At 67.0% G+C, this 17,775-nt stretch carries 16 protein-coding genes; 7 read left to right on the top strand and 9 right to left on the bottom strand.

Going from position 1 to position 17,775, the window contains the following annotated elements; genetic code table 11:
• Window positions 1–77: 77 nt before the first annotated feature.
• Window positions 78–734, bottom strand: a complete 657-nt coding sequence (locus tag STARVERO_RS19410; RefSeq protein ID WP_159600909.1) for a glutathione S-transferase — start codon at window positions 732–734, stop codon at window positions 78–80.
• A 632-nt stretch (window positions 735–1,366) separates the two neighbouring features.
• Between STARVERO_RS19410 and STARVERO_RS19405 the strand changes: the two genes are divergently transcribed.
• From STARVERO_RS19405 to STARVERO_RS19390, 4 genes are all read left to right on the top strand, one after another.
• On the top strand, window positions 1,367–2,587 hold the full coding sequence (locus STARVERO_RS19405; RefSeq protein ID WP_159600907.1) for a polyhydroxyalkanoate depolymerase: 1,221 nt from the start codon (window positions 1,367–1,369) through the stop codon (window positions 2,585–2,587).
• A 320-nt stretch (window positions 2,588–2,907) separates the two neighbouring features.
• Window positions 2,908–4,335 carry a homospermidine synthase gene (locus STARVERO_RS19400; RefSeq protein ID WP_144341416.1) on the top strand — a complete coding sequence of 476 codons (1,428 nt, stop codon included), beginning with the start codon at window positions 2,908–2,910 and terminating at the stop codon, window positions 4,333–4,335.
• Between the two features lie 167 nt (window positions 4,336–4,502).
• Window positions 4,503–5,591: a ferrochelatase gene (gene hemH / locus STARVERO_RS19395; protein WP_159600905.1), complete on the top strand. Its 1,089-nt coding sequence runs from the start codon at window positions 4,503–4,505 to the stop codon at window positions 5,589–5,591.
• A gap of 424 nt (window positions 5,592–6,015) precedes the next feature.
• Window positions 6,016–6,564: a sugar O-acetyltransferase gene (locus STARVERO_RS19390; RefSeq protein ID WP_244616941.1), complete on the top strand. Its 549-nt coding sequence runs from the start codon at window positions 6,016–6,018 to the stop codon at window positions 6,562–6,564.
• A gap of 90 nt (window positions 6,565–6,654) precedes the next feature.
• On the opposite strand, the gene STARVERO_RS19385 is transcribed toward STARVERO_RS19390, so the two are convergent.
• From STARVERO_RS19385 to rpsA, 3 genes are all read right to left on the bottom strand, one after another.
• Entirely contained in the window at window positions 6,655–7,170 is a 516-nt protein-coding gene (locus STARVERO_RS19385) for a YqhA family protein (protein WP_144341412.1), read from the bottom strand.
• 134 nt (window positions 7,171–7,304) lie between these two features.
• Window positions 7,305–7,541 carry a PIN domain-containing protein gene (locus STARVERO_RS19380; protein ID WP_280178155.1) on the bottom strand — a complete coding sequence of 79 codons (237 nt, stop codon included), beginning with the start codon at window positions 7,539–7,541 and terminating at the stop codon, window positions 7,305–7,307.
• Window positions 7,542–7,788: 247 nt separating this feature from the next.
• Entirely contained in the window at window positions 7,789–9,495 is a 1,707-nt protein-coding gene (gene rpsA, locus STARVERO_RS19375; protein ID WP_144341411.1) for a 30S ribosomal protein S1, read from the bottom strand.
• A gap of 734 nt (window positions 9,496–10,229) precedes the next feature.
• Between rpsA and STARVERO_RS19370 the strand changes: the two genes are divergently transcribed.
• Window positions 10,230–11,795, top strand: coding sequence for an EAL domain-containing protein (locus tag STARVERO_RS19370; RefSeq protein ID WP_159600899.1), 1,566 nt, complete (start codon window positions 10,230–10,232; stop codon window positions 11,793–11,795).
• A gap of 77 nt (window positions 11,796–11,872) precedes the next feature.
• On the top strand, window positions 11,873–12,070 hold the full coding sequence (locus STARVERO_RS19365; RefSeq protein WP_159600897.1) for a type 2 periplasmic-binding domain-containing protein: 198 nt from the start codon (window positions 11,873–11,875) through the stop codon (window positions 12,068–12,070).
• A gap of 17 nt (window positions 12,071–12,087) precedes the next feature.
• Here the strand turns inward: STARVERO_RS19365 and STARVERO_RS19360 are convergent, their stop codons facing one another.
• The 5 genes from STARVERO_RS19360 to aroA all read right to left on the bottom strand — a co-directional run bounded on the left by STARVERO_RS19360 (window position 12,088) and on the right by aroA (window position 17,028).
• The gene (locus STARVERO_RS19360) at window positions 12,088–13,545 is read right to left on the bottom strand and encodes a hypothetical protein (protein ID WP_159600895.1); all 1,458 of its coding nucleotides are present in this window, start codon (window positions 13,543–13,545) and stop codon (window positions 12,088–12,090) included.
• A 30-nt stretch (window positions 13,546–13,575) separates the two neighbouring features.
• Complete coding sequence (gene cobF, locus STARVERO_RS19355; RefSeq protein WP_159600893.1) at window positions 13,576–14,427, bottom strand: precorrin-6A synthase (deacetylating); 852 nt, start codon at window positions 14,425–14,427, stop codon at window positions 13,576–13,578.
• Complete coding sequence (locus tag STARVERO_RS19350; protein WP_159601918.1) at window positions 14,424–14,816, bottom strand: carboxymuconolactone decarboxylase family protein; 393 nt, start codon at window positions 14,814–14,816, stop codon at window positions 14,424–14,426. Before STARVERO_RS19350 ends, cobF begins: the two co-directional genes overlap by 4 nt.
• Window positions 14,817–15,031: 215 nt before the next feature.
• Window positions 15,032–15,667, bottom strand: a complete 636-nt coding sequence (cmk, locus tag STARVERO_RS19345; protein WP_159600891.1) for a (d)CMP kinase — start codon at window positions 15,665–15,667, stop codon at window positions 15,032–15,034.
• On the bottom strand, window positions 15,664–17,028 hold the full coding sequence (gene aroA / locus STARVERO_RS19340; RefSeq protein WP_159600889.1) for a 3-phosphoshikimate 1-carboxyvinyltransferase: 1,365 nt from the start codon (window positions 17,026–17,028) through the stop codon (window positions 15,664–15,666). The genes cmk and aroA overlap by 4 nt, the downstream gene beginning before the upstream one ends.
• A 214-nt stretch (window positions 17,029–17,242) precedes the next feature.
• On the opposite strand from aroA, the gene STARVERO_RS19335 reads away from it, so the two are divergent.
• The gene (locus tag STARVERO_RS19335; RefSeq protein WP_159600887.1) at window positions 17,243–17,641 is read left to right on the top strand and encodes a TIGR02300 family protein; all 399 of its coding nucleotides are present in this window, start codon (window positions 17,243–17,245) and stop codon (window positions 17,639–17,641) included.
• Window positions 17,642–17,775: the final 134 nt, after the last annotated feature.

The raw sequence follows: 17,775 nt of genomic DNA, 5'->3' as shown, positions 1-17,775 counted from the left end.
CGTACCTCCCCCATCTGAATGGCGTCATGGCCGGGCCTGTCCCGGCCATCCACGTCTCGGTGAACCGCCTCCGCCCCTCAGAACTCGACGTCGAGCTCCTCCAGCTCGTCCGGCTCGGCCAGCGCGGCGGCGGTCCATTCCTTCATCGCCGGCAGCGCCAGGATGGTCCTGCAATAGGCCCGGCTTGCCGGGTCGAGCGGCACGTCATAGGTGGTGAAGCGCGAGCACACCGGCGCGTACATCGCGTCCGCCAGCGTCGGCGCCGCGCCGAACAGATACGGCCCGCCATAGGCCTTCAGGCAGCCGGTCCAGATGGTGACGATGCGCAGTATGTCGCCCTGCGCGCCGGTCCACACCTTGAAGCCGGGATGGCGCGCCTTGATGTTCATCGGCAGCGCCGAGCGCAGATTGGCGAAGCCCGAATGCATCTCGCCGGCGATGGAGCGGCAATGCGCCCGCGCTGCGCGATCCGTGGGCAGAAGCCCGGCCTCTGGCTTCAATTCATGCAGGTATTCGCCGATGGCCAGCGTGTCCCAGATGCGCAGGCCGTCATGGTCGAGCCGCGGCACGAGGAAGGAGGAGGATTGCAGCAGCAGCTCGGCGCGGATCGAGGGATCCTCGGCCGAGACCCGCGCCTCGGCGATGTCGAGCCCGGCCAGCCGGCACAGCAGGAAGCCGCGCAGCGACCATGAGGAATAGTTCTTGCTACTGATCGTCAGCGTGGCCGTCGCCACAGCGGCCGCCGGTCCGGTCTTCGGCTTGTCCGCCGGTTTCGCGCCCTTCGGCGCGGACGGCTTTCCCGCCCTCGCCGGGGCGGGCGCGGAGGGTGTTGCCGTGGCGGTTTTCGACGGAACGGCCGATTTCTTGACGACACCTGCCTTGGCAACGCCTGCCTTGGCAACGGGCTCTTTGGCAGCGGGTCCCTCGGCCCCGGTCTTCGCTCGCGATCCGGGCTTGGCGCGGGGCGCGGAGCGGGATTTGGAGGTCGGGGCGGCGGCCATGGGCGTACGTCCTGTGTCGGGTGGGCGATGATGATCGGTTGCCGCAGGGCAAACACTATTCGTGCCATTCCCGATCCGGCGCCCGCCGGGACGCCCTGGCAGGCCACGCGAAGCCGCCCGGAAGCGGCGCGGCGGAACCGCCTGAAAGCCCCGCTCTTGGCAAGCGCGCCGTTCACCCCTTACGATTCCACCCTAGATGCGCCCCGCGGCGCGTCCTTCGTCGTATCGCCCGCACCGCCCGCGCCCGCTAACCTGTCCTCTCCCCGGGGCGGGCCCTTAATCCTCCCGCCCGGCCCGCGCCGCGCGAACCGCATCACCCGCTGCCTCACCGGCCGCCCCACCTCCTGCCACAAGACCCGCCGCCGATGATCTACGCCGCCTATCAGGCCCAGACCGATCTGTTCGATCCCGTCCGCGTGGCGGCGCGCCTCTCCCGGCGGGTCCTCGGCACCGCCATGGGCGGCTTCGGCGACAGCGCCGTGCTGCGCAATCTCTCCGCCGCCTTCGAGATGATCGAGCGTGCCGGCCTCAGCCACCACCGCCCCGCCTTCGGCATCGAGCGCGTCACGGTCGGCAACCGCGAGGTCGAGGTACGCGAGGAGGTGGCGTTGGCGCTGCCCTTCGGCTCGCTGCTGCATTTCGCCAAGGACATCGACCAGCCGCAGCCGCGCATCCTCGTCGTCGCCCCGCTGTCCGGCCATTTCGCCACGCTGCTGCAGGACACGGTGAAGACCCTGCTGCCGGAGAACGACGTCTACGTCACCGACTGGCACAATGCGCGCGACGTGCCGCTCGCCGCTGGCGGCTTCGGCTTCGACGACTATGTCGAGCACGTCATCCGCTTCACGCAGGCGATGGGCGAGGGCGGGCACCTGCTCGCCGTCTGCCAGCCCTGCGTGCAGGTACTCGCCGCAGCGGCGGTGATGGCCCAGCAGGACGACCCGGCCCAGCCGCGCTCCATGACGCTGATGGCCGGGCCGGTCGACACCCGCATCAACCCGACCAAGGTCAACGAGCTCGCCACCTCCAAGCCGCTCGACTGGTTCGAGAAGAACCTCATCGCCACCGTGCCGCCGGGCTTTGCCGGCGCCGGGCGGCGGGTCTATCCCGGCTTCGTGCAGGTCGGCGCCTTCATGGCGATGAACCTCGACCGCCACGTGAAGGCGCATGTCGAGCTGTTCGAGAACCTCGCCATGGGCGAGCACGAGAAGGCGCACACCGCCAAGACCTTCTACGACGAGTATTTCGCCGTGCTCGACCTCGCCGCCGAGTTCTATCTGGAGACCATCGCCAAGGTGTTCCAGGAGCACGAGCTGCCGCGCGGCGTGCTCACCTATCGCGGCGAAAGGATCGATTTCCGCGCCATCCGCCGCACCGCGCTGCTCACCGTGGAGGGCGAGCGCGACGACATCTGCGCCGTGGGCCAGACCGTCGCCGCGCAGGACATCTGCTCCTCGCTGCGCCCGCATCTGCGCCGCCACCACCTGCAGGCCGGCGTCGGCCATTACGGCGTGTTCTCGGGCCGCCGCTGGAAGGGCCAGGTCTACCCGCTGGTGCGCAACCACGTGCTGGCGAGCGACGCGTAGGGCTGCGTTCCTCTTGTCGTCATCCCGGACGGGCGCGTCCCGTTCGCAGACCGTCATGCCCGGCCTTGGGCCGGGCATCCACGACTTTGCGGGTGAAAGGAAGGCGTGGATGGCCGGGACAAGCCCGGCCATGACGTCGCTTCCGGGGGAGCGTCGGCATTCGGAGCCATAGCCGGCCGACCCACCTTCCCCACCCGCATTACCCCTGCGACCCGCCCACGCCCCGTCACGTGCCCGTCACCATTGACGCGGCACGCTGCGACATCCCATGGTGCCCCCGCACTTTCCTGTCCCTCGGAACCAAAGGAGTCCCCCCGAGAATGTCAGTTTGGCCGGTCTACGGAAAAATCGACGGTCCCATTGTGATGATCGGCTTCGGGTCGATCGGGCGCGGTACCCTGCCCCTGCTGGAGCGGCATCTCGATTTCGACAAGGATCGCCTGACCGTCATCGATCCGGTGGACGACAACCGCGCCCTGCTCGACGAGCGCGGCATCCGCTTCCTGCAGCTGGCGATCACCCGGGAAAACTACCGCGAGGTGCTCACCCCGCTGCTCACCACCGGCGGCCGCGGCTTCGTCGTGAACCTGTCGGTGGACACCGGCTCGGTCGACATCATGACGCTCGCCCGCGAATGCGGCGCGCTCTACATCGACACGGTGATCGAGCCCTGGCTCGGCTTCTATTTCGACAAGGACGCCACGGCGGCCAGCCGCTCCAACTACGCGCTGCGCGAGACGCTGCTGGAGGCCAAGCGCCGCAATCCCGGCGGGCCGACCGCCGTCTCCACCTGCGGCGCCAATCCCGGCATGGTGTCCTGGTTCGTGAAGCAGGCGCTGGTCGACCTCGCCCGCGACATCGGCCTCGCCTTCGACGAGCCCGCCAGCCGCGAGGACTGGGCGGCGCTGATGAGCCGCGTCGGCGTCAAGGGCATCCACATCGCCGAGCGCGACACCCAGCGCGCCCGCGACCCGCGCCCCTTCGGCAAGTTCGTCAACACCTGGTCGGTGGAGGGCTTCGTCTCCGAAGGTCTCCAGCCGGCCGAGCTCGGCTGGGGCACCCATGAGAAGTGGATGCCCGCCAACGGCCACACCCATAATTTCGGTTCCGGCGCGGCGATCTACCTGATGCAGGCCGGCGCGGCGACGAAGGTGCGCACCTGGTGCCCGAGCCTCGGGCCGCAGCACGGCTTCCTCGTCACCCACAACGAGTCGATCTCGATCGCCGACTACTACACGGTGCGCAACGGCGCGCAGGTCGCCTACCGCCCGACCTGCCACTACGCCTACCACCCCTGCAACGACGCGCTGCTGTCCTGGCACGAGACCTTCGGCAATGAGGGCAAGTTCTCCGGCGACTGGGCCATCCTCGACGAGCACGAGGTGGTCGACGGGCGCGACGAGCTGGGCGTGCTGCTCTTCGGCCACGAGAAGAACGCCTACTGGTACGGCTCGCAGCTCACCATCGAGGAAACCCGCAAGCTCGCGCCCTACCAGAACGCGACCGGCCTTCAGGTCACCTCGGCCGTGCTCGCGGGCATGGTGTGGGCGCTGGAGAACCCGGAGGCGGGCATCGTCGAGACCGACGAGATGGACTACCGCCGCTGCCTGGCGATCCAGAAGCCCTATCTCGGCAAGGTGAAGGGCTACTACACCGACTGGACCCCCCTCGACGGCCGCCCCGGCCTGTTCCCCGAGGACATCGACACGAGCGATCCCTGGCAGTTCCGCAACATCCTGGTGCGGTGAGGCGCGGCGGCGCGCCCAAGAATATGGCCCCGAGGCGCGGCAGCGCGCCCGAAAATACGACTCCGAGGCGCGGCAGCGCGCCTCGGGGACTCGTGATGGCGAAAACCCGGCGAGTTGGCCTATAAGCTCGCCCTGCGTGTTGGGTTTCCGTCAGGCGAGGTATGCCGATGAACAAGACCGTTGTGGTCAACGAGGCGTCCGTGGCGCTCACCCCCGGCCCCGATGGCGGCCTGCCGGCCGGCCATCCGCCCGTCGCCTTCGGCAAGATCGGCGTGCTCATCGTCAATCTCGGCACGCCGGACGGCACCGACTACTGGTCGATGCGGCGCTACCTCAAGGAATTCCTCTCCGACCGCCGGGTGATCGAGGTCAACCGCGCGCTGTGGTGGTTCCTGCTCAACGTCGTCATCCTCTCCCGCCGGCCGCAGGCCAAGGGCAAGGACTACGCGACCATCTGGAACAAGGAGCGGAACGAGGGGCCGCTGCGCACCATCACCCGCGCGCAGTCGGAAAAGCTCTCGGCCAGCCTCGGCCCGCTCGACGGGCGCCTCGTCTTCGACTGGGCGATGCGCTACGGCAACCCGTCCGTCGCCTCGCGCATCGAGGCGCTGCAGGCACAGGGCTGCGAGCGTATCCTTCTGGTGCCGCTCTATCCGCAATACGCCGCCGCGACCTCCGCCACGGTGTGCGACGCCGCCTTCGACGCGCTGAAGAAGATGCGCTGGCAGCCGGTGCTGCGCGTCGCCCCGCACTGGCCGGACGAGCCCGCCTATATCGAGGCGCTGGCCAATTCCATTACCTCGGAACTCGGCAAGCTCGACTGGGAGCCGGAACTGGTGCTCGCCTCCTTCCACGGCATCCCGAAGGAATATTTCGAGAAGGGCGACCCCTATCACTGCTACTGCTACAAGACCGTGCGCCTGCTGCGCGAAAAGCTGGGCTGGCCGGAGGAGAAGCTCAGGCTCACCTTCCAGTCGCGCTTCGGCAAGGCGGAATGGCTGCAGCCCTACACCGACAAGACGGTGGAGGCGCTGGCGAAATCCGGCGTGAAGCGGCTCGCCGTCATCACCCCCGGCTTCGTCGCCGACTGCCTGGAGACGCTGGAGGAGATCGGCGGCGAGAACGCCGAGATCTTCCACCACAATGGCGGCGAGAAGTTCCACTTCATCGAATGCCTGAACGACACGCCGGACGGCATGGCGGTGCTGGAGACGGTGATCCGCCGCGAGCTGAAGGGCTGGGCCGAGCTGGGCTGAGGTCGCGGCGGCGGGACGATCCGGCGCATCCCGCATGAGCGCCGTCATGCCCGGCCCTGCGCCGGGCATCCACGACTTCCCCTTGCCCCTCGCCAGGGCGTCGATGGCCGGGCCAAGCCCGGCCTGACGTTCCTCTGTCTCAAGCCGTCATCCCGGATCCGTCTTCGGCCGTCCCGGATGACAAGAGCCGGAGACCCGCCGCACCTATCAAGTCCGAAACCCAACGTGTTCTGCGCCGCCGCCCGGCTTGACCCATCCGGCTTGACCCATCCGGCTTGACCCATCCGGCTTGGCCCATCCGGCTTGGCCCATCCGGCTTGGCCCATCCGGCTTGGCCCATCCGGCTTGACCGATGCAGAATGCCCCCGCGACATCCCCGACGAGGCCTGCCTTGCCCGACACCCCTTCCTCCGCCCGCACCGAGATGCAGAAGATGCTGGCCGGCGAGCTCTACCGGCCCGGCGATCCGGAGATCCAGGCCGCGCAGGCCGCCAATTTCGCCTGGCTCGCCCGCTTCAACGCCTCGCTCACCCTCTCGCGCGACGAGCGCCGGGTGCTGGTGCGCGAGGGGCTGGGCTCGGTGGGCGAGCGCACCGGCATCCGCCCGCCCTTCCACTGCGACTACGGCTTCAACATCCACCTCGGCAGCGGCGTCTTCCTGAATTTCGACTGCGTGGTGCTCGACGTGGCGCGCGTCACCATTGGCGACGGCACCGAGATCGGCCCCGGCGTGCACATCTACACCGCCGATCACCCGCGCGACCCGGAGGCCCGCCGCGCCGGCCTGGAATATGGCCGGCCCGTCCATATCGGCCGCAATGTCTGGATCGGCGGCAAGGCGATCGTCCTGCCGGGCGTGACCATCGGCGACGACGCGCTGGTCGGCGCCGGCGCGGTGGTGACGCGCGATGTCCCCGCCGGCGCCACCGTCGTCGGCAATCCCGCGCGGGTGGTCGCGCCGCGGGAGGGCTAGAGTATTCTCGGGCGAAGTCGGCACCGGCTCGCGTGAAGAAAAGACGCCAGCTCGGAGATTTCGAGCGTTTCCGCTAAACCCTGAAACGCTCTAGTCGTCCTCGCCGGTGCGGGCGAAGCGGTCGGTGAAGGCGAGCACCGCATAGGCGGCGAGGAACAGCACGCTCGCCGCCATCAGCCAGCGCACCTGCGTCTCGCTCACATCGGTCTCCAGCCGCATCAGCGCCTTGAGCAGGGTGATGGCGGAGATCGCCATCAGCGAGGCGAACAGCTTGAGCTTCAGCCCGGCGAAGCTGATCCGCGTCATCCAGGCCGGCGATTCCGGCGCCTGCCGCCGGTCGATCCGCTCGACGAAATTCTCGTAGCCGGACTGGATCACGATCACCATCAGCCCGCCGACCAGCACGAGGTCGAGCAGCGTCAGCAGCTCCATGATCACCGCCGTCTCGCTCATCGCGGTGAGCTGGAGGGCGAAGCTCCACAGCCGCATGGCGAAGGCGACGACGAGCAGCACGAGCCCGAGCGCAAGGCCGATGAACAACGGCACCATCGCCCAGCGGCTGAGTAGCACGAGACGCACGATGAAGCGGCCGAACGTGCCCGGCATGCTCATCGCTCCCCGAAGGCCCGAAGGCGCCGGCGGTCGAGGGCAGGGATGGGGAGCATGGAAAGCCTCCTGGGGGCCGGGGCGGGAGGCGTGATGCTACCGGAGCCGCATGACGGCTTCAAACAGGGCGCGGCTCAGGGACCAACGTCGTCCGGCAGCGTGGCCGGCGGGTCACGCGCATCGACGCCGGTCGGCGTGAAAGGGCGGATATTGCGCGTCAGCACCGTGAGCCCATGGACCGAGGCGGTCGCGGCGATGATCAGGTCGGCCAGCTCGACCACCTGCGGGCGCGCCGCCTCCGCAAGCCGCGCGAGCCGCAGCGCCACCGCCGCATCCATCGGCAGCACGCGGTCGCCGAAATCGGCGAGGATCGCCGCCAGCAGCGGAGGCGTGGATCCCCGGGCCCGGCCCGGGGATGACGGCGTCTGGCCTCTTTCCCGTCGCTCGTTCCCCTACCTCGTCATCCCGGATCGGCCTTCGGCTATGTGGGCCCTGCCCTTGGGCTCGCCGGAGGCAAGATCCGAGAGGCCGGAGACGATGGGCGAAACAAAAACGGCCGGCGTGTCGCCACGCCGGCCGTCGTCTTGTTCACCGGTCAGGCGGTGAGGGTGGAAACCCTCACTCGGCCTTCTCGGAAGCCTTCTTCAGGGCGGCGCCGAGGATGTCGCCGAGCGAAGCGCCCGAATCCTGCGAGCCGAACTGCGCCACGGCTTCCTTCTCCTCGGCGATCTCGAGCGCCTTGATCGAGACCTGCACCTTGCGCGCCTTGCGGTCGAACAGGGTGACGCGGGCGTCGAACTTCTCGCCGACCGCGAAGCGGTCCGGGCGCTGGTCGCCGCGGTCGCGGGCCAGTTCCGAGCGCTTGACGAAGGTGGTCATGTCGGTGCCGGCGATCTTCACGTCGACGCCGCCTTCCTTCACGTCGATCACTTCGCAGGTCACGATCGAGCCCTTCTTGAGCTCGCCCGAATCCTGGAAGGGGTCGCCGCCGAGCTGCTTCACGCCGAGCGAGATGCGCTCCTTCTCGACGTCCACGTCGAGAACGACCGCCTTGATCACGTCGCCCTTCTTGAACTCGTCGATGACCTGCTCGCCCGGACGGTTCCAGTCGAGGTCCGAGAGGTGGACCATGCCGTCGACGTCGCCGTCGAGACCCAGGAACAGACCGAACTCGGTCTTGTTCTTGACCTCGCCCTCGACGGTCGAGCCGGCCGGATACTTCTCGGCGAAGGCTTCCCACGGGTTCTGCAGGGTCTGCTTGAGGCCCAGCGAGATGCGGCGCTTGACCGGATCCACCTCGAGGATCGCGACTTCCACTTCCTGGGAGGTGGCGACGATCTTGCCGGGGTGGACGTTCTTCTTGGTCCAGCTCATCTCGGAGACGTGGATCAGGCCCTCGATCCCCGGCTCCAGCTCGACGAACGCGCCGTAGTCGGTGATGTTGGTCACGCGGCCCTTGAAGCGGGCGTTGACCGGGTACTTGGCCTCGATGCCCTCCCACGGATCGCCGAGCAGCTGCTTCATGCCGAGCGAGATGCGGTGGGTCTCGTGGTTGATCTTGATGATCTTCACCTTGACCGTCTGGCCGATGTTCAGCACCTCGGTCGGGTGGTTCACGCGGCGCCAGGCGATGTCGGTGACGTGCAGCAGGCCGTCAATGCCGCCGAGGTCGACGAACGCACCGTAATCGGTGATGTTCTTGACCACGCCGTCGATGACCTGACCCTCTTCGAGGTTCTGCACCAGCTCGTGACGCTGCTCGGCGCGGGTCTCTTCGAGAACCGTGCGGCGCGAGACCACGATGTTGCCGCGGCGACGGTCCATCTTGAGGATCTGGAACGGCTGCGGGTTGTGCATCAGCGGGGCGACGTCGCGGATCGGGCGGATGTCGACCTGGCTGCGCGGCAGGAAGGCCACGGCGCCGTCGAGGTCGACGGTGAAGCCGCCCTTCACCTGGTTGAAGATCACGCCGGTGACCTTCTCCTGGGCGTTGAACGCCTTCTCGAGGCGGACCCAGCTCTCTTCGCGGCGGGCCTTGTCGCGCGACAGGACGGCTTCGCCGAGCGCATTCTCGACGCGCTCGAGATAGACCTCGACCTCGTCGCCGACCGTGATGGTCTGGTCGCGGCCGGGACCGGCGAATTCGCGCAGGGCCACGCGGCCCTCGGTCTTCAGGCCGATGTCGATGATCGCGAGGTCCTTCTCGATCGCGACGACCGTGCCCTTGACCACCGTGCCCTCGGCGGGCTCGGCCTGATTGAAGCTCTCTTCGAGCATCGCGGCGAAATCGTCGCGCGCGGCGCTGAGGGATTGAGTAGCGGACATTTATGCTCCTGGTCGCCAATGCGCCGGCACGGGGTTGGGGATCGTTCCATCCGTCGCGGGCACCGGGACCTGGCTCTTCCCGGTGCAACCTCTCGCGAAGCCCGGCGCATTGGCCGCGACGTCGGGAACGTGAAACCCGGCTCCGCGCGGCGGGGCAGTGCCTCGACGCGGCGGGACCGGGGAAACGCGGTACATGATCCGAACCGGGCCATCGCGCCGGAACGGTCGAAAATCATCTGGAGTCCGGCACCGGTCGCCCTTGTCCGCCAGCCCTTGTTCTGCAAGGCGGAGCGGACGATACGCCACGGTGTCGTTGGGCCGCTCGCGGAACGCCGGCACGCGGCCTCTGAGAGGCCCGCGGCGTAACCCTGCGGCACCGGCGCCGATGCACGGCGAGGGCGGGCTTGCCTCCACGCTCGCGGCGACGCGCATCCCGCATCGCCGGCCCACCCGTCGTCCGCCCATCATATAGGGCGCCCGGACGGCGTTGCCATAACCCAGGAACTCAAGGATGGCAAGGCTCGGGGCAGCGCTCGGGGCAGCGCTCGGAGACAGGCGCGCACGCGTGTGCGCCCCGCCGGTATCGGGGGGAGTGTTCCTCCCACAGTTGTGGTAACGTTTCCCATCAACGTGCGTTAGGCCGACGGGAGGGCGTCTCGGGCGCCGTCCCGCGACTCGTCCAAGGCGTTGCCGGGCCCGCCGGGAACGGTGCGCCGCGAAGGGAGATCCCCTGCGTGCGTCACTGGCGTGTCATAGGCATCGCCGCGCTTCTGGCCGTGATCGGCACCGCCGTGCCGCTCGCGGCGACACTCGTCCTGTCGTGGCGGATGGCGACGGCGGCCGACGAGGAGCGCCTCGGGCGCACCGCCGATCAGGTCCTCGGCAACACGCTGGATATCTACGCCGACGCCGAGCGCACGCTCCAATCCATCGCCTCCACCGATTTCGAGCCCTGCTCGCCGCGCCACATCCGGCGCCTGCGCGACCTCACCGTCAATTCGCTCGCCACCGACAATCTCAGCTATGTCGGCGGCGGCACCGTGCAGTGCAACGTCTGGGGCCTCGCCGAAACACCCTTCACGCACCCGCCGGCGGAGGTGTCGATGCCGGGCGGCATCCGGCTCGGGGTGAACTTCTCCTCCGACTTCAACCCCCGCCGGCTGATGATGGTGCTCGGCCTGCGCGGCCACACCGCGATGGTCGACCAGACGCGCTTCGCCGCCCCGCTCGGCCATCCGCAGACCCGGATCGAGATCTTCGCGCCCGGCGGCATGCCGGTACAGACGGCGCCGGCCTATCTGCGCCCGGCCGCCGCCCCGGCCGACGAGGACCACCTCGTCGTGCGGCGCGAGGCGAATGGCTGGAGCGTCGTCGCCACCCGGCCGCGCCAGAGCTTCCTCGACCATCTCGACGCGGCGAAATACGCGCTGGCGCCGATCGCGCTGTTTCTCGCCGCCCTGGTGGCGGGGCTCGCCGTCTGGCTGTCGCGCCGGCGGCTGTCGCCGCGCGGGGAGCTGGCGCAGGCGGTGCGCAACCGCGAGTTCATCGCCCATTACCAGCCGATCGTCGAGCTCGCCACCGGCCGCTGCGTCGGCGCCGAGGCGCTGGTGCGCTGGCGGCGGCCGGACGGGCAGATCATCCGGCCCGACCTGTTCATCCCGCTGGCGGAGGACACCGGCCTCATCCATCCCCTCACCGACCGGGTGATCGAGGGCATCGTCACCGATCTCGGCGACCTGCTGCGCCGCGACCGGCTCATGCACATCGCCATCAACCTGTGCGCCGCCGACCTCAATTCCGGGCGCATCCTGCCGGTGCTGGAGCGCCGGCTCGCCGGCACCGGCATCGAGCCGCAGCAGATCTGGCTGGAGGCGACCGAGCGCAGCTTCGTCGACATCGAGCGCGCCCGCGCCACCCTCGCCGAGCTGCACCGGCGCGGCCACATGACGGCGATCGACGATTTCGGCACCGGCTATTCCGGCCTGAAATATCTCGAGCGCCTGCCGGTCGACGCGCTGAAGATCGACAAGTCCTTCATCGACGTCATCGGCACCGAGGCGCCGACCCGGCACGTCGCCGACCACATCATCGCCATGGCGCGGGCGCTGAAGCTGCGCATCGTCGCCGAGGGGGTGGAGACCCACGCCCAGGCCGCCTATCTGCGCCGCCACAAGGTGGAGTTCGCGCAGGGCTGGCTGTTCGCGCGGGCGCTGCCGGCGGAGGAGTTCATCGCCTTCTGCCGGCACAACCGCGCCGCCCACGGCTCCCCCTCCAACGTCATCACGCTGGCGGCGGAATAGGCGCCGGGCGGGGGCTTCATATCGGACGAGGCATTCGCCGCCATTCCGCCCCGCCGGCCTCATGGCGCCACCCTTCGGTGATCCGCGATCAACCCGGGCAGGGCCTGTTCCAGAGCTTCGCGCCTGGCCTCGCGCCCCGGCCGGAAAGCGGCGGCCTCGTGCAGGTCCTGCCCGACTGGTCCGACGAGCGCTTCCCGCTCTACGCCTACCACCGCACCCGCCGCCACACCCCGGCGAAGGTCGAGGCGTTTCTGGCCTTTGCGGGGGAGGGGTGAGACGACACCTACGGGAATCACTTAGACAATTTCGATAATCCAAGCGTCCTTTCAATCTGCTTCCGTAGATTTTGCAAGGAATGATAATCGCTCGGGGTATTTGCAATTGTAATATTATCCAAACCAGAATAGCCATCTCTAGGCTCAAATCGAAGATGTTTATTATTCGATTTGTTCTGATATCCATGCATAACTAACAATGACGACAGCACAGAGGCCATTCTCTTTGGATCTTTTGCAGAAGCTTCTAATTCGTCAAGCAGCTCCTTCAATCTAACTGACGGCTCTGAATGAGAAATAAACGCCTCGAATACAACCTTCGATCTGGCATCAAGACCAAATTGGTCGGAGCGAGCGATGCACTCCTTCATCGCCATCCTAATTCTATCGCCAAATTCCCCAGGATATATCTCTGGACCAACCTTTTCCGATATTTTTGAAAAATTTAAATCGTCGTCATTCGACGAACTTAACGTCCGCGGTGCATATGATAGTATATCATCCTCAAGCTGCTTAATTCTATCCCTTAAGTAATTATTCTCTTCTTCATATAAGCTTTCTAGTTCGCTCGCGCCTAGGCGATTACGTTCCCTCTCTCGCTGACGGCGAAGTGCTTGCTCCTGCAACTCTGTCCAGTCCCAGCCCCTTGCAGGCATTTGTCCCCGAATAGCAATAACATCACTACGGACCGTATCAAAAATCATGTTCGGGCTATCAAATTTCCATCCAAGGTAAAAACTACGAACAACACCTCTATCTGGAGTCGATATTGCAATTGCACCGCCATATACGTTCCGATCATCTATAATTTCTTGAATCTTAAATGAAAATTCTTTACTTGGCTCGACAACAACATGAGCGATTCCGCCGAGATCAAAAGCCAATTTGATAATTTGATTTTTGGAAAAAATCCATTTGTTATTATTATCTGCTGATATATAGATAATAGGCAAATTATAACTTGCCTTACCTGTTATAATATACTTTGCTAAATCTAAATCGGATCCACTTTCTTGTAACCATATAGGATTGTCTGTAACTTGTAAAACATTGTCGATCCCTGCATACCCATCATTGATTATAGACTTAATAAAGAATGGTTTCTTTGGAATCCCTAGCATGGCCCCAGGGGTCTTAGCGATACATTGAGTTCTGATACGAACTACTCTTTCGCTTGTTTCGTACTCTTTCTGTTTTAAAACCGCCTCAGTGCGCCAAAGCCGACCAGAATCGTCTTGAATATCATGCCGAAAACCAATAGCTTCTAGTATATTATCATGCATCAACTCTCTAATTCTAAGCTCTTCTTTATTACCTCCAACCAAATGGGCGAGATCGTTATCTAAATCAATATTATGTAAGGCATCAAAAATCGAACTGCTTTCCATTCCCCTCAACCAAGCAATTAGCTCAGCAATAAATACTCCTCGGTCAAGGGACGCCTTAACAGGGAACTCCGTCGCAAACGATAACATGTTCAGAACGCTCCCTCTAACGCTCATATATTAGTACGAAAATATCGCTCTGCTCTTTATAGAGCAAGTCCTCACCAGCCACACATCCATGATCCACCCCCGCGCCGCCCGCGCCTGCGCGCGCAAGCGCAGGATTTCCGGCCCGACCTCCGCGAGCGGGCCCGACATCAGCAGCTCGTCCTTCATGCCGAGATAGGCGCCCCACCAGATGGCGAGCGGGGGGGCGCCGGCGGCGGCTTCCTCGGCTTCGCGGGCGATCAGCGCCTCCAGCCCGGTGCCGTCATCGAGCATGACGACCAGGGTGCCCTCGTGCGAAAAATCCTTCAGCACGCGCCGCCCGGTGGTGAAGGTCACCTTCTCCCCCACCTCGTTCAGCACCAGCCCGTGCGCGCTGGTCAGCGCCTGCACGGCGGAGATGCCGGGGATCACCTCCACGTCCAGTGCCAGCACGGCGCGCACGCCGGCGAGGATGCGCAGGGTGGAATCGTAGAGCGCGGGGTCGCCCCACACGAGCATCGCGCCCACCCCGTCCTCGGGCAGCTCCGCCTCGATCCGCGCGGCGAGGCGGGCGGCGCGTTCCGCGTGCCAGTGCGCGACGCCGGCGCGGTATTCCGCCGCCGGACCGGGCGCGGCGGCGTCCCGGCCGTCGAGGTGCACGCGCGCCTCGGCCCGGCGCTTGGGGCTCTGCGTCCAGGCCAGCCGCCAGGGCGCGCGCCGGTGCGCGGCGAGGATCGCCTCGCGCGCCTCCACCAGCTCGGACGACGCCTCGCCCTTGTCGAAGACAAAGAACACCTCGGCGCGGTTGATCGCCTCGATCGCCTGCAGCGTGAGATGGCCCGGCGCCCCGGCGCCGATGCCGATGACCAGCAGCCGCCGCGTCATGGCGCGGGCGGGGCGGCGGGGGGCGGAGCGGCGGGCGGGGCCGCATCGCGCGCGGCGAACACCTTCTTGGCGATCAGCAGCGCGTCGAGCGCCGCCGGGAAGCCGGCATAGAGCGCCATCTGCATGATGACCTCCACCACCTCCTCCCGCGTCGCCCCGACATTCAGCGCCGAGCCGATATGCACGGTCAGCTCGCGCTCGGCATGGCCCAGCGCCACGAGGCCGGCCACGGTGGCGAGCATGCGGGTGCGCAGATCGAGCCCCGGGCGGGAATAGACGTCGCCATAGCCGAACTCGAAGATGTAGCGGGCGAAATCCGGGGCGACCTCGCCGAGCGCGGCCATCACCTCCTCGCCGGAGCGGCCGGTGATCTGCGAGAGCCGCGCCATGCCGCGCGCGAGGCGCGAATCCGGCCCCTCGCCGGCCGCGCCGCCGGTCACATCGCCGGGGGTGCTACCCCCGCTACGGGTGCTACGGGTAGCAGGGCGGATGCTACTCTTTTCGCGCCGCTTGCTACCCTCTTTGCTACGGATTTTGCTACCCGTTCCGCTACTCTTGCTACCTGCCGCCATCGCCACCTGCCGCCCCGCTGCCGCGTTCGCCCTCACAGCCCCGCCGCGGCGCGGGCCCGCTCGGCCAGCGCCAGCGCCGCCTGCCAGCTTCCCTCGACGTCGAGCCCTGTATTATCAAGCACTTGCGCGTCCGGCGCCTGCATCAGCGGGGCGCTGGAGCGGCCGGAATCGCGCGCGTCGCGCCGGCGGATGTCGTCCAGCACGGCGGCCAGCGTCACCTCTTCGCCGCGCTTCAGCAGCTCGTTGAAGCGCCGCTCGGCGCGGGCTTCCGGCGTGGCGGTGACGAAGAGCTTCACCTCGGCATCGGGGGCGATGACGGTGCCGATATCGCGCCCGTCGAGCACCGCGCCCCCCGGCTGGTGGGCGAAATCCTGCTGCAGCTTCAACAGCTTGGCGCGCACCTCCGGCACCGCCGCCACCTTCGAGGCGGCTTCCCCCACCGGGCCGGCCTTCAGCGCCTCGGCGTCGAGCGCGGCGAGGTCGAGCGCCGCCGCGATCCCCGCCAGCGCCGCCGCGTCGTCGAAATCGACGTTGTTTTCCAAGGCCTTGGCACCGACGGCCCGGTAGAGCAGGCCGGTGTCGAGATGCGGCAGGCGGTAATGCGCGGCGAGCCGGCGCGCGATGGTGCCCTTGCCCGAGGCGGCCGGCCCGTCGATCGCGATGATCATGCCGCCACGGCCTCATCCTCGATCACCGCGCCGAGCCCGCGCATCTGCGGCAGGAAGCTCGGAAAGCTGGTGGCGATGAAGGAAATATCGTCCACCTTCAAGGGGTTGGTGGCGGCGAGGCCCATCACCAGGAAGCTCATGGCGATGCGGTGGTCCATATGCGTGGCCACCGCGCCGCCGCCGGGCACCGAGCCGGTGCCCTCCACGATCAGGTCGTCGCCCTCGATCGCATAGGTGACGCCGGCGGCCGCAAGCCCGTCCGCAACGGCCGCCAGGCGATCGGATTCCTTGACCCGCAATTCGGAAAGACCGTTCATGCGCGTCTTGCCGACGGCAAAAGAGGCGGCAACGGCAAGCACCGGATATTCGTCGATCATCGACGGCGCGCGCTCGGCCGGCACGTCCACGCCCTTCAGGGCGGAAGCCCGCACACGGATGTCGGCGACGCTCTCGCCGCCCTCGACGCGCTCGTTCTCGAAGACGATGTCGGCGCCCATCTCCTTGAGCGTGATGAACAATCCGGTCCGCAGCGGGTTGGTCATCACCCCTTCGATGACCACGTCCGAGCCCGGCACGATCAGCGCCGCCACCAGCGGGAAAGCGGCGGAGGACGGGTCGGCCGGCACACGGATCGGGGCGGGCTTGAGCTCCGGCCGGCCCTTCAGCGTGACCTTGCGGCCGTGCGCGCCATAGGGCTCCACCGTCACCTGCGCGCCGAAATGGGTCAGCATCCGCTCGGTATGGTCGCGGCTCGCCTCCTTCTCGATCACCGTCGTTTCGCCCGGCGCGCCGAGGCCGGCGAGCAGCACGGCGGACTTGATCTGCGCCGAGGCGACCGGACTCTCATAGGTGATCGGCACCAGGTCCTTCGGGCCCTTCAGCGTCAGCGGCAGGCGCCCGCCCTCGGCGGCGTCCACCACCTGCACGCCCATCTTCTCCAGCGGATCGAGGATGCGGCGCATCGGCCGCCGGCGCAGGCTGGCGTCGCCGTCGAAGGTAGCGGTGATCGGGTTGCCCGCCACCACGCCCATCATCAGCCGCGAGCCGGTGCCGGCATTGCCGAAGTCGAGCACGCCTTCCGGCTGGCGCAGCCCGCCGACGCCGACGCCCTCGACGCGCCATTCGCCCTCGCCGAGCCGCTCCACCGTGGCGCCGAGCGCGGCGCAGGCCTTGGCGGTGTTGAGCACGTCCTCGCCTTCCAGCAGGCCGGAAATGCGGGTCTCGCCGACGGTGAGCGCGCCGAAGATGAGCGAGCGATGGGAAACCGACTTGTCGCCCGGCACGCGCACCCGGCCCTTCAGCGCCGCGGAACGGCGGGCGAGGGCGGGAACGGGATTGGCGTCATGTCCGGTGCTGCTCATCACTCAAGCCTTGTCTTTGGGACCGCGGCCGCGCGGATCCTGCGGAACGGTTATCGCGCGCCGGCGGGAGAGCCGGGCTCCCGCGCCCGCGACGGGCGCCCGTCGTAGCACGAGGGCGTTATCGCCGCCACGGGCCTTCAAGATGCGGCTTGACTCCGCATCGCGAGCAGTTCAATGGGAGCACCCTTTCCATCACCACCCGAGGTTTGAAACCGTGGTGAAACCTGAATTAGGCACCAAGCGCATCTGCCCCGTCACCGGGCGGAAGTTCTACGACCTGAACAAGGATCCGGTGATCTCGCCCTATACCGGGCAGATCGTGCCGATCACCGCTCCTGTCACGCGCGGCCGCGCCGAGGCGCCGCGCGCCGTCGAGGCCGACCCCGAGGTCGAGGAGAACACCGAGGTCGAACTGGTCTCGCTGGAGGATGCCGACGAGGAGACCACCGCCGGCAACGCCAAGTCGGCCGCCGTCGACGACGATCTGGAGATCGACGAGGACGTCGCCAGCGACGACGACGACGAGGACGCTTTCCTTGAAGAAGATGAGGATGGCGACGACGACGTGTCCGATCTGATCGGCGACGGCCTCGAGGACGACGAGGAAAGCTGAAAAAGCGCTGGGGACGGCGCACCCGACGTGAAGTCGAGGCTTGCAGTCCGCTCCGCCATGTGCTTTACGACCGTTCCGCTCCGGCTCGCACCGGAGCGACAGCCGGGTGAAAACCCAAGGCGAGGCGCTCCGGC

This window comes from Starkeya nomas (assembly GCF_902703545.1).
Classification (GTDB): domain Bacteria; phylum Pseudomonadota; class Alphaproteobacteria; order Rhizobiales; family Xanthobacteraceae; genus Ancylobacter; species Ancylobacter moscoviensis.
This window is presented reverse-complemented; position numbering and strand designations above follow the sequence as displayed.